The 15996-nt window shown below is 47.7% G+C and carries 12 protein-coding genes; 4 read left to right on the forward strand and 8 right to left on the reverse strand.

Annotation, left to right across the window (positions count from 1 at the left end):
- Positions 1–217: 217 nt before the first annotated feature.
- From LL912_RS01750 to LL912_RS01760, 3 genes are all read right to left on the reverse strand, one after another.
- On the reverse strand, positions 218–4078 hold the full coding sequence (locus tag LL912_RS01750) for a TIM-barrel domain-containing protein (protein ID WP_235551835.1): 3861 nt from the start codon (positions 4076–4078) through the stop codon (positions 218–220).
- Positions 4079–4476: 398 nt separating this feature from the next.
- Positions 4477–5214, reverse strand: coding sequence for a DUF3307 domain-containing protein (locus LL912_RS01755; RefSeq protein WP_235551836.1), 738 nt, complete (start codon positions 5212–5214; stop codon positions 4477–4479).
- Positions 5211–5822: a SatD family protein gene (locus tag LL912_RS01760; RefSeq protein WP_235551837.1), complete on the reverse strand. Its 612-nt coding sequence runs from the start codon at positions 5820–5822 to the stop codon at positions 5211–5213. The genes LL912_RS01755 and LL912_RS01760 overlap by 4 nt, the downstream gene beginning before the upstream one ends.
- Before the next feature lie 276 nt (positions 5823–6098).
- Between LL912_RS01760 and LL912_RS01765 the strand changes: the two genes are divergently transcribed.
- Positions 6099–6863: an SDR family NAD(P)-dependent oxidoreductase gene (locus LL912_RS01765; RefSeq protein ID WP_235551838.1), complete on the forward strand. Its 765-nt coding sequence runs from the start codon at positions 6099–6101 to the stop codon at positions 6861–6863.
- 74 nt (positions 6864–6937) lie between these two features.
- The gene (locus LL912_RS01770) at positions 6938–7798 is read left to right on the forward strand and encodes a fumarylacetoacetate hydrolase family protein (RefSeq protein ID WP_235551839.1); all 861 of its coding nucleotides are present in this window, start codon (positions 6938–6940) and stop codon (positions 7796–7798) included.
- 154 nt (positions 7799–7952) lie between these two features.
- Here the strand turns inward: LL912_RS01770 and LL912_RS01775 are convergent, their stop codons facing one another.
- On the reverse strand, positions 7953–8318 hold the full coding sequence (locus tag LL912_RS01775; RefSeq protein WP_235551840.1) for a winged helix-turn-helix transcriptional regulator: 366 nt from the start codon (positions 8316–8318) through the stop codon (positions 7953–7955).
- Positions 8319–8441: 123 nt separating this feature from the next.
- Here LL912_RS01775 and LL912_RS01780 point away from each other — a divergent pair, with 123 nt between their 5' ends.
- Positions 8442–9389: an NADP-dependent oxidoreductase gene (locus LL912_RS01780; RefSeq protein WP_235551841.1), complete on the forward strand. Its 948-nt coding sequence runs from the start codon at positions 8442–8444 to the stop codon at positions 9387–9389.
- A gap of 123 nt (positions 9390–9512) precedes the next feature.
- On the opposite strand, the gene LL912_RS01785 is transcribed toward LL912_RS01780, so the two are convergent.
- Both LL912_RS01785 and LL912_RS01790 read right to left on the reverse strand, forming a co-directional pair.
- Positions 9513–10325 (reverse strand): enoyl-ACP reductase FabI, encoded by an 813-nt coding sequence (locus LL912_RS01785; RefSeq protein ID WP_235551842.1) that lies wholly within the window; start codon positions 10323–10325, stop codon positions 9513–9515.
- A gap of 90 nt (positions 10326–10415) precedes the next feature.
- The gene (locus LL912_RS01790; RefSeq protein ID WP_235551843.1) at positions 10416–12623 is read right to left on the reverse strand and encodes an HAD-IIB family hydrolase; all 2208 of its coding nucleotides are present in this window, start codon (positions 12621–12623) and stop codon (positions 10416–10418) included.
- A gap of 155 nt (positions 12624–12778) precedes the next feature.
- Between LL912_RS01790 and LL912_RS01795 the strand changes: the two genes are divergently transcribed.
- Positions 12779–14257 carry a glycoside hydrolase family protein gene (locus LL912_RS01795; protein ID WP_235551844.1) on the forward strand — a complete coding sequence of 493 codons (1479 nt, stop codon included), beginning with the start codon at positions 12779–12781 and terminating at the stop codon, positions 14255–14257.
- 162 nt (positions 14258–14419) lie between these two features.
- Here the strand turns inward: LL912_RS01795 and LL912_RS01800 are convergent, their stop codons facing one another.
- Entirely contained in the window at positions 14420–15103 is a 684-nt protein-coding gene (locus tag LL912_RS01800) for a DUF1003 domain-containing protein (protein WP_235551845.1), read from the reverse strand.
- Between the two features lie 50 nt (positions 15104–15153).
- Positions 15154–15942, reverse strand: coding sequence for a phosphatase PAP2 family protein (locus tag LL912_RS01805; protein ID WP_235551846.1), 789 nt, complete (start codon positions 15940–15942; stop codon positions 15154–15156).
- Between the last annotated feature and the right edge of the window lie 54 nt (positions 15943–15996).

The raw sequence follows: 15996 nt of genomic DNA on the forward strand, positions 1-15996 counted from the left end.
TAATTTGCAGGGTCCCTTTCTGGAGACCCTGCAAAGAAGCTGGTCGTTTGTTTGGTTGCTGATCTTCCCGTGGCGTCTCCCGTAGGGGACGCCCGGGTTTGCAGGAATAACAGGTATCGATAATTTGCAGGGTCCCTTTCTGGAGACCCTGCAAAGAAGCTGGTCGTTTGTTTGGTTGCTGATCTTCCCGGGTGTCTCCCGCAGGGGACGCCCGTGTTTAAAAACCTATGGTATTTAGTCGCTTATCCACCAGGATGCCATCCACCGGTTTGAGCTCAAAATCCAGCTTGCGTTTTGCTTTCAGTTTGATGATGAACAGGTCCTGTGTGCCCTCCAGCCCGGATTGATCGCCAATGTTTACAAACGTGGGATACAAGGCTTTTTTACCATTACTATGCAGCCGGTCGTTGGTCATGTTTTCCAACTCCTTTATGTTTAACGGAGTGATACCGGCAAACTCGTAGTCCTGTGCATTGTAAGGCAGCGCAAAACTTAATCCGTTTACGGCTTTCAGGTTGATTCCCTTTACAAGAATTTCAATGATCTCGTCTTTATTGTATGTCTTTTTCGATGTGGCGATTTCGATCTTCCCCTGAAGCGTATCAACGGTGGTCATATCGGCACCGCCTTCAAGGCGTGTGGCCACATTGGAAATATCATAGGCATCGATCAGGCCGTTTTTATTAATATCTCCATTGCTGATATAACCTTCAAAGTCGCCGTCGCCGCTTCTTAACCCGGTATAGTTAATATAGGAGGTCAGATCATTGTTATCGATGATATGATCGTTATTGATATCGCCGGGGATATAACTTTCGGATCCAGGTACTTTAAATACGTATAGCTCGCGTCCGGAACCAAAATCACCCACTGCTTCTGTTACGGAAATTTTGATGTACCGGGCGGTTGGATGGTTACTGAAAGGGAAGGTTTTGGTATCTCCGTTCTTTGCCCATTCAAAACTGCCGGCATTGGTCCATTCTGATTTGTTGGTGCTGTACGAAATACTTCCTTTAAGCCATATTCCATTGCCCCGTGTGCGCGGTAGGTATTGTATCTTGTCGAGCTGGTTTACGGATCTTAAGTCGAGTACAATATCAAAAGGAACCGCTTTTGTGCCCCATTTGGTATGCCAGGTATTGCCTTCATCAAAATCAACCAGCTGTGCGATTTCACTGCCTTCCTGATCCGCAGCTGACCCGGTGGCTGTAATATCCTTAATGGCAAATTCAAGCGGGTTCACTTTTGTTTTTGCAGAGAAGGTGGTCCAGGGCGACTGCCCATCTTTATTTACCGCCCGGATCCGGAACTGGTAGGGCGTTTCAGGGGTTAGCCCGTCAAACAGCAGGCTGGTATCCCGGATGGTGGTGTATCGCTGACCGTTGAAATCGATCTCATAAAAATCGGCATTGACCTGCTTTTTCCAGCTGGGCGTCAGGGTATAGGCCTGGCGGTTGCTGTCGATGACCTGGGCCTGCAACGGAGCGGCCAGTCTGCCATGCTGTTTACGCAAAGGATCTACGGGTGTAAAGAAAAATCCATTTACCGTAAGTGTAATCGCATGAGCGGTAATATCGGTGGCTGCCAGCTTTACCAGCAGCTGGGGATTTTTAGTAATAGTGGTCTGAGCAAAAGGACTGCCTGCTGTAGCGAAGCGGTTCAGGTTGGGCGCCACATCATAATAGTAAACGTTTACCTGCTCTCGGAACGCTTCCAGGGACGAAGCCGCTTTAAGCTTCACCATTGCGGCACCTGTTTTTGCAACAATAGCAGCAGGCTTCCGGGTTACATTGATCCGGAACTCCGTAGTTTTATTTTTTACAAAACCGTCGTAACTGCCTTTGGTGGGCAGCACCGTGATGGTGGCGGTATTTTTTTGAACGGCCGACCGGATCTGCGTGGTGGTGCCGGCGCCGGATTTGTAGGCTTCTGTAAAACCGTCATCGTCATACTCGGTAAAGGAACTGCTGCCTGCGGGGTATAGTTCGTAAATACGGGCGGTGCGGTCTATCTGAGTAACATTATTATTAGGGTTGGTCATAGGAATAATGGCACCGGCTTTTACAAATACCGGCAGTTTCCAGATCGGGGCTTCGAAATTGTTCAGCACCCGGTTGCCCTCATAAACGTCGCCGGTAAAATAGTCGATCCAGGTTCCGGCGGGCAGGTAAATATTATTACGGATATCATTGCCTTTTTCATCGGCCTTTGTTTCCTGGTAAATGGGTGCAACCAGGAACCAGGGACCATACAGGTACTGGTACTGGGTGGCCTTGCCATAGGTAAAGGTATTGGGATATTCCAGGAACATTGCCCGGATGATGGGTAAATCGGTTACGGCCTGTTTGGCAATGCTGTAGGTATAGGGCAGCAGCTCTGATTTCAATTTCAGGTAGGTGCGGTTGATGGATGTAACCGGCTCGCCCAGCGCATAAGGGTATTTCTCATTAGCGCCCCAACCATCCATATTCAGCTGCATAGGAGTGAAGGCCTTCCACTGGAAGTCGCGGGTATTTACCTTAATGTTTTTGCCACCGAAGATACCATCCATATCGGAAGTGATATTGGGTTGTCCGGACAGTCCGGACCCCAGGTAGGTAGGAATGTGAAAACGGATGTATTCCCATACACCACCGGTCTGATCGCCGCTCCAGATACCGGCATAACGCTGGGTGCCGGCCCATCCGTCTAAGGAAATAATAAAGGGCCGGGCATTGTTTCCATATTTAGGCATGATCTGCCCTACGTCCGACACGCCATTTAAGCCGAATGAATAGCCGGGCCCAACCCAGGCTACATCGGTTTTCAACACCCGTACACCGGCAATGCCTACTTCTTTGATGATATCGCGCTGCAGCAATGCGGGAATACTGTCCTTGGGATGAAGATCCGATTGTGTCCAGAGCCCGATCTGTACGCCATTTCTCCGGGCGTAATCACCAAAAGCTTTCAGGTTCCGGATATTGCTGTCGAGTGTACTCGTTTGCCCGTAGCCCGCGCCGTATCCGTCGTTGGGGAGGATCCAGCCCAGCGGCAGGTCATGGGCCTTATAACGGTCGATCACGCCTCTTGCGGAAAACGGATAATTGTTTTTTTCACCGTTGAGTGATTCTTTAATGCCTCCGTTGTCCTTCTGGCTTTCTTTATAGCGCTTGCCATCTTCAAAAAGTACTCCGACTGTATCCGCCTTCCAGTAGTCGCGGTTATATGCATTCAGATGCCCTTCGTAAAACCCAAATTTGGGCAGCAGTACCGGGGTGCCGGTCAGCTGGTAAAAATCGTTCAGCAGGGCTACCGGCTCCCGGTCGATCATAAAGAATACATCGAGGTAGTTGGTTTCATGTGAAAGGGTGATTGTGTTTTTTTCTTTTGCACCGAAATCGTATTTGCCTTTTTTAAACGTATACCACATAAAGCCATACCCGTTGGTCGACCAGTAAAAGGGGGTAGGAGAGGCCACGCCGCCATCCGTCCAGCTGTTCTGGTTCTCGATGGAAATAAGTTTGCCTTTATGGGAAAACCGGCCGTTTTGCACACCGCCTCCATAGAAGTATTCAGATGGATTTTCTTTCAGCTTCAGACTGGTCGTTTTTTTATCAAATAACACCGGCGTTAATGTTTGCAATACGGTTTGTTTGCTTTTGATATTGGTTATTTTAAGCAATGCCGTTGCCTTGGTGAATTCGAGGGCTACCGCGTTGGTGGAAATTATTACATGCCCCGCATTATCTTTTACATCCAGCCTTGAAACCGTCTTGCGCGGATGATCTGTAAGGATCGATGCCGGTGGCGTGGCCTCAGGTGCGCGAAGGGCTCCGCCCGAAGGGTCTGTAAACATGCGGAAGATGTTTTCACCATAGAAATCCAGCAGTAATTCCTGCCGGTTGCTCAACCGGATCTTTACGGTGGTTGCATCCACCTTCGCGGCACCGGTAATGGCAACGGTGTCGGCTGCCGGTTTTATGGCAGCGGGTGCGGGAGATTTTACCTGTGCGGTAACTGTAAAGAGCGCGACTGTAGCAATTAGCATCGTAACAGCGCCTTTTTTAAAAAAGGCCATTCCAGACTTCAGGTTCATGATCGCTGAATTATATTAAAAATGATCCGGTAAAAGTAACAAAGCCCCGCCGTAAAAAACGGGTTTATGGAAACGATTGCGCAAGGTACATTGCTGGTACAGGCATCAAGAACAAACGATTGCATTAAGCGATAATCGATCCTGCAGGTGTTTTGGAAAGCTGCTTGTTCCGTTAGCAGGCGGAATTGTATACCGGTATTCCCTGCTTGTTGTAAACCTTGCAGTAAGTATCGATCATATGCTTATAATACCGGAATTTAACAGGAGGGGAGCGGCTCCGGCTTGTGTTTCCCGGGGCAGGGTGGTGTACCGGCATGAGTGAAACGGGATAATATAATGGCAAGCGGACGAATGACTTACACCCGGATCCTACCAGCGCCGATGCAGTGCATGCTGTATTACGCACCGGTTAAACCAGATACCAGCAGTTTATTTACGATCACCCCGATTACGATGGCAATCCCAAAACTCAAGAGGGTGCCAATGAGAATGTATTCGGTCAGTTTGCGGTCCTGCCCGACTTTCAGGTCGCTGAAACGAAAAACGGATTTAGCGGTTACCAGGAATCCGATGGCAACCCATTGCAAGTTCAGGATAAAAATAAGCACCAGTATGCGCTCAATATAGCCGATCATCATGCCGGCATGCTGCAATGATTTTGTTTCAATTACATCAGTCCGGATCTCCGTTGCCGGCGCCCACTTGGATAAGATCAGTTTGATGATTACCGAAACCGGAGTGGTCAGCAATACCAGGCCCGTTGTGGTGATCAGCAGTGCGTTCGTTTGCGCGGCCGTCAGGTGCCATGCAAAAGGTTCCATCCACCAGGCGGCGCATATGATCACAGCGAGGTGCAATACCTGGTCCAGGATAAAAAATGCTTTCCTGTTTTTAGCGGTTTGGAACTGGAGTTTTGCAAGATCGATCAGCAGATGGCTGCCGGCAATAAAGGCCGCCAGCGGCAGGTAGCGGGTATCCATGGTGATGAGCAGGATCAGCGCAAAATGAAGAAGTATGTGCAGGTACAGCTTGGGGCTTTTGTATTTTTTGCGTTCTTTTTCTTCCACCCAGCGGGATGGCTGCAAAACAAAATCGCCCAGTAAATGCGCCAGCAACAATTTTATGAGTAGTATCATGTGTTAAGGCCGGTTATCGTTGTTTGATAAAATGTATTAAAATCCATCAGGAGGTCAAAATGTGCCCGTTTGCGGCTCTGGCTTACGGCAGACTGGTTGATCTTTAATTTTTCCGCGATCTGTTGCTGGTTCCAGTCGGGCTTTTCCAGGAACAGCTGCACGATTTCTGCTGCTGCCAGGCTCCAGTTGTCCATGACCAGCGATGCAAACCGGGCCATAAGGTTCAGCGTGGCATCGGTGTACTCATGACCGGTGGCCAGGGCCAGGGTGGTTTTTTCTTCCTTCATGCCGTCAAATTTGCGGCCCGATCTTACAAAGGCTGTCCCATTCGATTCGGTGATCTTTTCTGTTTGAAAAGATGCGTCTCCCAAACCAATGCTGAGCCGCACATCCAGATCGGGTTTTTGTTTGATCATACTTTTTAACAGCATGCATTTAAAGAGGGCTTCTGCAGGCTGTACCCGGAGCTGAAAGGCATCACCCCGGTAAATTTCCCAGTCGACCGGGGTTTGGCCCTGCTTTTTTAAAAAGCTTTTTAAAATCGGCATCCACTCCTTCGGGTCCGTACTTTCCGAGCGAATAATATCTCCGGTAATGATCGCTATCATACTTCAAATATAAGCAAATAGACTTATAATTTAAATTATAAGCTTAAACGCTTATAAAATTAATTATTAGGGAAAGAGCTTATACTTAAAAAACAATAGTTTGCATAAAAATACTAAAATTATTAGTATTTTGAAAATTTTATTTCCTGTTTCCGGCAGCGGTTTATTTATTGAAAAAGCCCGATCATTCAATATAATATACCATTTCCTCCTCTTTTTTATCATTTATATGGTAAATTAGCCGCGCCATTTTAATTTTAGCGTATATATTCAATTATGTTTCAACTCATCAATAAGACCGCTGTCATAACAGGAGGTGGAAGTGGTATAGGAAAAGCTGTGGCTGTTCTGTTTGCAAAGGCAGGTGCCCGGGTAATAGTGGCGGATTTTAACAAAGAAGCCGGACTACAAACAATCGAAGAAATCAGAGCTTCCGGGGGGAATGCCGAGCCGATGTTCCTGGATGTATCCAGCCAGCAGGAAGTAGCAACAGCTTTCGGTCTGCTGGAAGCGATCGACATCCTGGTGAACAGCGCCGGGATCTCTCATATCGGAAAGGCCGACACTACCGGGGAAGCCGATTTCGACCGCGTTTATAACGTGAATGTAAAGGGGGTTTACAATACCCTGCATGCGGCCATACCCAAGATGAAAGCGCAGGGTAGCGGTGTGATCATCAATATGGCTTCTATCGCTTCCAGCGTGGGGTTGCCCGACCGGTTTGCGTATTCAATGAGCAAGGGTGCCGTGCTGGCCATGACCTTATCGGTTGCCAAAGATTATATCAACGATGGCATTCGCTGTAATTGTGTTTCTCCTGCAAGGGTGCATACGCCGTTTGTGGATGGCTTCCTTGCCAAAACCTATCCGGGCCGGGAAAAAGAAATGTTTGATAAATTATCCAAAACACAGCCCATCGGCCGTATGGCAAAACCGGAAGAGATTGCGGCACTGATCCTGTACCTCTGCAGCGATGAGGCTTCCTTTATTACGGGCTGCGATTATCCCATCGACGGGGGATTCATTAAGCTGAACAATTAAAAGGATTGGTGGTTTTTGGTTGATTATGTAACCTTAAGCAATAAACAATGAATAATAAACAATAAATTGAGCATATGAAATTAATCAGGTACGGACAACCGGGAAAGGAAAAACCAGGCGTGCTTATCGATGATGTACGTTACGATACATCTGCATTTGGAGAAGATTATAACGAAGCTTTTTTTGCAAATAACGGCCTGGAGCGATTGAAGCAGTTTGTGACTGAACAGGCTTCCAGTTTGCCAAAAGTGGAGGCACAGGAACGCTGGGGAAGTTGTGTGGCCCGTCCTTCCAAAATTATTTGCATCGGTCTGAACTATGCCCTGCATGCGAAAGAAACCAATGCGCCGATCCCAAAGGAACCGGTGGTGTTTTTTAAATCCACCACAGCATTGTGCGGCCCTTTTGATGATGTAATCATTCCAAAGAATTCGGTTAAAACAGATTGGGAAGTAGAACTGGCGGTAGTAATCGGGAAAAAAGCTTCCTACGTGGAAGAAGCCGAGGCCTTGGATTATGTAGCGGGTTATGCGCTGCACAATGATTACAGCGAACGCGAATTCCAGATCGAACGCGGCGGTCAATGGGTAAAGGGAAAGAGCTGTGACACTTTTGCACCACTGGGGCCCTTTATGGCTACTTCGGATGAAATTGCAAACCCGAATAACCTCAACCTCTGGCTGAAGGTAAACGGAACCATGATGCAAAATTCCACAACTTCAGATTTTATTTTTAATATCCAGCAGGTGATCAGTCATCTGAGCCAGTTTATGACCCTGCTTCCGGGTGATGTGATTTCTACCGGAACACCGGCAGGCGTGGGGCTGGGACAAAAACCCGAACCCTGGTACCTGAAGCCCGGCGATGTGGTAGAGCTGGGAATTGAGGGGCTGGGCACCTCAAAGCAAACAGCAGTGGCTTATCAGAAGCACTAGAGTTCAATTGTTACATACATAGCTGTATCAAAAGGTTGTTGAAATAGGGGCTTTTCCTAATACAATAAGACTTTTGATACAGCTTTTTTAGGTCTATAACGGCATCGCCGTGCTTGTTCCTGCCGTTTCCCCGGGGGCGGGCGCAGTTCATTCCCTACACCAGCGCCGTCGCTGTTTGAGCCTTCTTCTTTTCCTGCCGGATCTGCTTATCGCCCCACTGCTTCAAATGACTAATAAACGGGATCAGCTCTTTCCCGGTTGCTGTTAGTGCGTATTCTACACGCGGGGGCACTTCATGATAAACATGCCTGCTTATCAGGTGATCCTCTTCCAGCTCCCGTAAGGTTTGCGTAAGCATCTTGGGCGTAATGTTTTGCAAAAGGCGTTTCAGTTCGCCATAGCGCAGCACATTTTTATGTGCGTGAATGTACCATAAAATGCGTCCCTTGTACTTGCCTCCAACCCTTCGGAACGCATAATCCAGGGAGCAGACATAGTCTGTAGAAATTATTTTTGCCATTTATGCTCTTTTTAATCGCTGATAATCAACAATAGTATACTTTTAGTAGATAGGTTACTAAAAAGTGCATACTTGTTTTAAAGATACTATAAAAATAGATTTGCATGCTAAAATGATCAATCAATGAAAGCAATTTTATTACAAGAGGCCGGAGGAGTGGAGCAGCTGCAACTGACAGATCTGCCAGAACCGGTTGTAAAAAAGAACGAGGTGCTGATAAAAACAAAGGCCATCAGCATAAACCCGGTTGATGTAAAAGCAAGGGCAAACAGCAATACGATTAACTGGCTTTTTGGTGCACAGCGTCCCGTCATCCTGGGATGGGATATTTCGGGAGAAGTGGCGGCCACCGGCATTGATGTAACGAAATTCAAAAAGGGAGATGCGGTGTTTGGAATGGTGAATTTTCCGGGAAGTGGTAATGGCTACGCCGAATATGTAGCAGCCCCGGAAGACCAGCTGGCATTGAAGCCATCCGGCTGCACGCATGAAGTGGCCGCCGCAGCTACGCTGGCGGCTTTAACCGCATGGCAGGCCCTGGTACCGGCTAACCCTGTTGGCAAGGGAGATAAAGTGCTCATTCATGCAGGTGCCGGTGGGGTGGGGCATTTCGCGATACAGATTGCAAAATTGCTGGGGGCTTATGTGGTAGCAACTTCTTCTGCAACGAACCGGGATTTCATCCTGTCATTGGGCGCCGATGCACATATTGATTACACAAAAGATAAATTCGACGAGGTGCTGAAGGATATGGATTTTGTGCTGGACACTATGGGCGGCGACATATTGGTACGGTCGGTTGCTGTAACCAGACCTGGCGGAGGCATCATTACCTTGCCTACTCCGAATTTTTCTGCGGAAGCAAAGGCCGCCGCTGCAGCAAGAGAGGTTGACCTCCGGCAGATTATGGTACAATCAAGCGGACGGGATATGCAGTCTATTGCCGCACTGCTTGAGGAAGGAAAACTAAAAGCCCGGGTGGCTGCCGTTTATCCCTTCGGAGAAATGGCAAAGGCCCATCTGCAGGTGGAAACCGGAAGAACGGTTGGCAAGGTGATTGTTGCCTTGTAACGCGGCTAAACCCGGCAGTTGCAACCGGCAAAATAAAAAAGGAGTGGAGGCATCACAAGATGCCTCCACTCCTTTTTTATCGGAACGGCGGGAAATACGATTGTCCGCCATTGAGCTGCTGAATTACTGCATCGATTCCAATACCGCTTCCGTAACACCCGTAAAACTGAACCCTCCATCGTGGAAAAGGTTTTGCATGGTTACATAGCGGGTAAGATCGCTGAACATAACGGAAATATAATTGGCGCAGTCTTCTGCAGGAGCGTTACCTAGGGGGCTCATTTTCTCTGCATAGCTGATAAAATTATCAAACCCTTTTACGCCACTGCCTGCAGTGGTTTTGGTAGGCGACTGTGAAATGGTGTTGATCCGTACTTTTTTCTTAACACCATAGTAATAGCCAAATGTGCGGGTAATGCTCTCGAGCAGGGCTTTGGCATCTGCCATCTCACTATAGTCGGGAAATACACGTTGTGCTGCAATATAGGTCAGCGCAATTACGCTGGCGTGTTCATTTAAAGCGTCCAGATCCCATGCTGTCTTTAAGATGCGGTGCAGGCTCATGGACGAGATGTCAAATGTTTTATGGTTCCAGTCGTAATTTAAATCGGTATATCCTTTCCCCTTCCGCACATTTAAACCCATACCTACAGAGTGCAGGATAAAATCGATTTTTCCTCCAAAATGTGCTGTTGATTGTTCAAACAGGGATTTCAGGTCATCCATGCTGGTAACATCGGCGCCGATCACCGGGGCGTTACCGCACGCTTCGGCCAGCTTGTTGATTTCGCCCATGCGTAGCGCTACCGGAGCATTGGTCAGCACCAGTTCTGCTCCTTCGCGATAGCATTGCTGTGCCGTTTTCCATGCAATGGATTTTTCATCCAATGCACCAAAGATGATTCCTTTTTTCCCTTTTAAAAGATTATATGCCATACAGTTGAATTATGAGCGGTAAAAATAAGAATATAATTCATCTTTTAAGATTTTTATCCGGATGGCAACCGGAATCCCGTTACTCCTGTCTTACTTCTCATTTCTGGTGTCTGCCTTCTCATTTTTTAACGATTGAAGATCCTGGTAATGCCGGATGCCTTCCATAACACCTGCGGCCTGTTGCTCCCTGGCGAAGTATACGTGCCGGCTCTTTTTTAACGACTCCAGTTCGGGGCTGTGATTCGAAACGACGATGCCCCTGGTTTGACCGCGCAGCATATCGATATCATTGCCCCCGTTGCCGGCAGTTATGAAATGATCCAGCGGCAGCTGCCACTTATAGCTCAGGTAGCGGACGGCGTTGCCTTTACCCGCTCTTACTGGTAGAATGTCCAGGTACCGGTTGTCTGTCAGCAATATTTTTGCTCTCAGTTTGCGGTCATCCAGAAATTTGTAAAGATTTGCAAGATCGCCCTCCTTAAAGCGCTCATCCACGTAGTAGCTGAGTTTGTATTCCCACTGGGCATCGGGTTCCTGCAGGTGTAAACCCGGATAGTTTTCGAGCGCTGCTACCAACTCTTTCCGTTTCCATTGATGATTGATGTGGCTTTCCCATCCGGGGTCGGGGAGAAAATTGCGGGTATAGTAAATTTCCGTTCCGGCAGAACAAATGAGGATATCGGGCTCCGGAAACCGGAACTGCTGAAGTGCAGCACGCGTAAGTTCTTTATTGCGGCCGGAAGCGATCCCGAAAATCACTTTATTCTTATGATCATCTACCCATTGTTTTATTTGATCCAGGCCCGAATCATCATCGCCTTCCACAAGCGTTCCATCAAGATCAGAGATAAAGAACAGATCGGCCTTCATCAGCTTTTTACCAAAAGGCAGTTCCTGTGTTTCTTTTAGCTGAGCGGTTGGTTGATATATATCATCAATAGCATTGAGATAGTTTTTTACATGGGCTTCCCAGGAATAATCTTCCTGTCCGGCCCGTATCCCGTTAGCAGAATATCGTTCCCAGAGCGTGGTATCGGCAATGATTTTCTTTAAAGCGTCCGCCACCTCTCTGGTGTCCTGAACATTTACCAGCATACCGTTGCGGGCATTTCCGATAATCTCTTTCGGCCCCCCCGTGGGTGAAGCCACGATCGGCAAACCACAGGCTGCAGCTTCTACAATGGTTAGTCCGAAATTTTCACCAGGGGTGGCATTTACAAATACGCCCTTGCGCTGGGCTGCCAGGCGGTATATTTCGGGCACTTCCAGTGAAGGATCATTTTTTTTTGGTAATGCCATCTTACCATACAGGTCGTATTTGTCCATTAGCAGCAGCAGCCGGGTCAGAATTTCCTGCTCATCTTCCGGCATCTGTGTAATGTCTTTCCGCACCCCCGCAAAAATGGCCAGGTTGGCCATGCTTTGTAATTCTTTGTCCTGGCCGAAACAATCAATGAGGGTATCAAAATTTTTACGTTTGTCGGCGCGCCCGATCGAAAGAATAAGGGGTTTCCCCGGGGCGAAGAGAAAGCGCTCGATCTCTGAGTTTACCCGGTACATGGCCTGTTCCTGTTCCAGGGGCACCGTAAAAGAAGGGAGCCCGATGCGGTAAAAAGGATAAAACACATCGGTATTGATGCCCGGAGGAATGATCCGGAACCGGGCCTGGCCTTTGTTCCGGTAAGCGCTATATTGTGTATCGATTTCGTGTTGGGTGCTCGCAATAATGAGGTTGGCCTGCCGCAGGGTCTTTTCCTCTTCACTGACTCTGCGGACCATATTGAATTTCTGGTTGATCGTTTCTTCCGAAAGCCCGTCCTTTAAAAGGATACTTTTTTTGTTCAGCCCCAATGAATGGCCCGTAGCAATAAAGGGAATCTCGAAGATCTTGCTGATTTCACCCGCGATGTAATTGCCGTCTGCATAATGCCCGTGTACCACATCGGGGTAGTCATCCTGCTTCTCTATAAAACGGATTACCTTGTCTACAAATTCATCAAGGTTATCCCATAAACTTTCTTTAGGTTTGTATAGTTGACCGCCACAGGCGATGCGCACAATACGGGCCTTGGAGGATATGGTTTCTATCTCGTGATTGTATGTTTCTGATACCCGTTTATCTGCAATCCGCCTTGTGAAAAGATCCACCTTCCGGACCTGCGGATGATGAGACAGGGCCTCTAGTAATTCCAGTACATACTTTACCTGTCCGCCCGTGTCTTTATCTCTTCCGATTTCAGGTTGATGATAACGGATCAATCCATGCGGACTAAAGAGTTGTATATAATATTCCTGCATTGTGTATTATTTTAAAAGGGAAGGAGTCCGTACAGTTCCCGGAGGGCGGAAAGCACCGGTGTTCATCCAGGAGGAGGGCGTACTTAATAACTCCCAACCGCTACAGTGCGGTAATCAGACTTAAAACGGTTGAAATATAGTTAATTTTTTAAAAAATGGAGCGGATAACCGATAATTTATATTCAGGGTCAGGATTTAGCGAATGGGAGATCGGAGATGTAACCATGATCCTGCACAAAGATGTATACCATCTTTTTCACCTGATCATTCCCAATCATGACTATATCGCGCATGCGGTTTCAAAAGATGGTATTACCTGGCGAAGAGTAAAGAACGCACTGTTCGTAGGCGATCCGGGAGACTGGGATGATGATATGCTCTGGACCATGCAGGTATATGCGTCCAATAACCGCTTCGAAATGTATTATACAGGATTGCAGCGCAAAGACCGTGGGGTGGTATCCAAAATCGGACTGGCTGTTTCAGATAATTTGTTCGACTGGGAGAAGGTAAACGACGAAGTGTTTCCTTTTGGACCAAGAGCCCCTTATTATGAAACTTATGAGAATAATCCCCGGCTTTGGATGAGCTTCAGGGATCCGTTCCGGTACGACTATGAGGGAAAGACTTTCTTCCTCGTTTGTACACGGTCGGCTACAGGACCGGTTTCGCGGCGGGGGTGTGTAGGTTTGGTACAATTAATGGAAAAGGAGCTGATCTTCCATCCGCCGCTGCACTACCCGCGCATGTATGATGACGTGGAATGCCCCTGCGTATTTGAACTCAACGGAAGGCATTATTTGCTGGGCTCGATCCGCGAAGATATAAAAGTACGTTACTGGTTTGCACCCGACTTTATGGGCGAATATCATTGCTTTCATAACAATGTACTGCTGCCGCAGGGTAATTATGCCGCCCGTATTCAAAAGGACGGTGATTATTTGCTGATCTACAACTTTTTTTATGCAAATGGCAACGTCAATGCCCTGCGTATTTTTCCGCCGCCCAAGCAGCTGGAAACAGACGAACGGGGAAGGCTGGTGCTTAAGAGTTATTACCGCTGGGACCAGATGGTGATTCATACGCTTCTCCAGCGTGAGATGGGGTCCATCATTACGCTGTTCCAAAATCCTACTGCATCTTTTGAACAGGCACATGATAAGTGGACCTGCGGTTCCCGCAGCGGATACGAAGTGTTTGTGATCCAAAAGTCTGCGCCTAGTTTTATCTGGGAAGGAATACTGGCTGTGGAAGGTATGGGAAAATTAGGATTGGTAACCGATATCGATGAGGAAGGATCGGGGTATTATTATAGCTTTGACGTAATCAATAGTGTTGTACATCTGCAAAGCTGGGGTTTTAACGCGGCTAATACCCGGTCGAATTTTGTGTATAATGTTCTCCAGGATAATATTTTTCATTTAAAGGAAGAAAAGGAATTCCACTTCCGGCTAATCCGTTATGGCAATTACATTGAACTGGCCATCGACGGCATTGTAAAGCTGTCCCTGATCGATTATACATATTTTGGAAACGGCATTGGTTTGTATTCGGCTTCCTCGACGATTTCCCTCAGGAGTTCAACACTGAAAAACCTGCCGGTACCAGAGAGCGAATACAGCAGTAATCATTGATCCCTGGAACCTTCAACCGGCACCGGTCCGGGAGTGCATATTGCGGCTCTGGATAACGATTGTTTTGTGTGCTATGTTGTATTATTAAACAATTTTGCATTTAACCAGGCACCCCCAATCAGCAACTTGTGCCCGCTGGCTGATTGCTTTTTAATATGAAGGTTAGGTTTTGGAGCGGGGTTGTTTGCTTTCCAGGTCCGTCAACCGGGCCAGGTATTCTTCCTGGTTGGTGAGCAACTGGTCCAGCTTTTCATGAAGGATGCGCACTTCCAGTTCGGACTTCAGGTTTACCATATAATCCATTTTTGAGCGGACGCGGTCTTTTTCTTCCTGCCGGTTCTGGCTCATCATAATGATCGGCGCCTGGAGCGCTGCCAGGCAGGAAAGAATCAGGTTGAGGAGGATAAAAGGGTAGGGGTCGAAGCCCTTGTTATGCATCCAATATATATTGACAAAGATCCACGCCAGCAGGAAAATGATAAAAGCAATAATAAAGGTCCAGCTGCCGCCAAAACCAGATACGCGGTCGGCCAGCCGTTGTCCCATCGTTAATTGGTTACTGTCGTCTTCATCAATCATATCGGATATGATCGTTTGATTGGTCATGGATGAGATCACACTATCTTCCAGTTCTGAAAGCTGATGGATATCCCTCAGCAGGTATTTGGAGATATATTGCAGTTTGTATTCATTAAGTTCGTTGTAAGGAATACTGTCCGAGCGCTTAAGATCCGGGCGCTCCAGTTTGATGTATTCAAACAATGCTGGGCGCAGCTGCCTGCAAGGGATTTTTTCATTTTCCTTGCTTTGACTGGTTGATGAACCGGCGAATACAGAATCGTTCATACCTGTAGTTTTGATAAAGCTAAGCTTTTGACCGCGGATTTTAAAGTCTTTTAAAGCAGCTTCAGCAGTTGCACGCCATAATAGTTGCCGGAAACGGCGGGTACAAAGAAAATGGCATTGGCCCTGTCTGATCGCTCCTGTTTTTTAAATTTTTTATAGACCCAATAAGCCGTTGTGGTGGCGGCAATCCCAATTCCGGCGCCGGTTCCGGCATCTGCCAGCCAATGCTTGTTTTTGGTCACCCGCAAGGCTGCGGTTGCCGTAGCAGCGCTGTAACCGGCTATCGTATACCATGCCGAACGGTGTCCGTATTCCCTACGCAGGAACTCGGCGGTGGCAAAAGCAAGGGCAGTATGCCCGGAGGGAAAGGAGTGTGCATCGCTTTTGTCGGGTCGTACGACCCGGGTATTATTTTTCAAAGGGTAAACAAGGGATGAAGAAATTCCGGCCGATAAGGCCAGCAGCAGTGCCTGCTCCTGCGGTTTGTGGATTCCTTTTACGCCCATGACCTGCAGGCCAAATACAGCGGCAGCCGGCGCAAAGGCTGTATAATTTTCAGGTTCGAGGAGGGCGCTGGTTTCTTTTAAGGAGATGCGGGGTTCATCCACAAATCGTTCCGTTTTTTGTACGCGTGCAATTGTAGCAATGGTGCCATAGGCTACCAGGGCTGCCGGAAGTATGTAGGAACGCCCCGTAATTTTACGGGAATGGAAACATTGTGGTTTTAAGGCATAGCCGCGGCGCAGGGTGCTGTCTGCCGGCTTTTGCGCCAGGCAGCTGCCGGTGATCAGCAACAGGAAAAGGAGCTGAAAACGCGTCTTTAGATGAAGGTGATTCAATACCGTGATATTTAAACAGGTTTACAAGGATCAGAATATTCTGTGCAAAATACA

The organism is Niabella agricola, assembly GCF_021538615.1.
Lineage (GTDB): Bacteria > Bacteroidota > Bacteroidia > Chitinophagales > Chitinophagaceae > Niabella > Niabella agricola.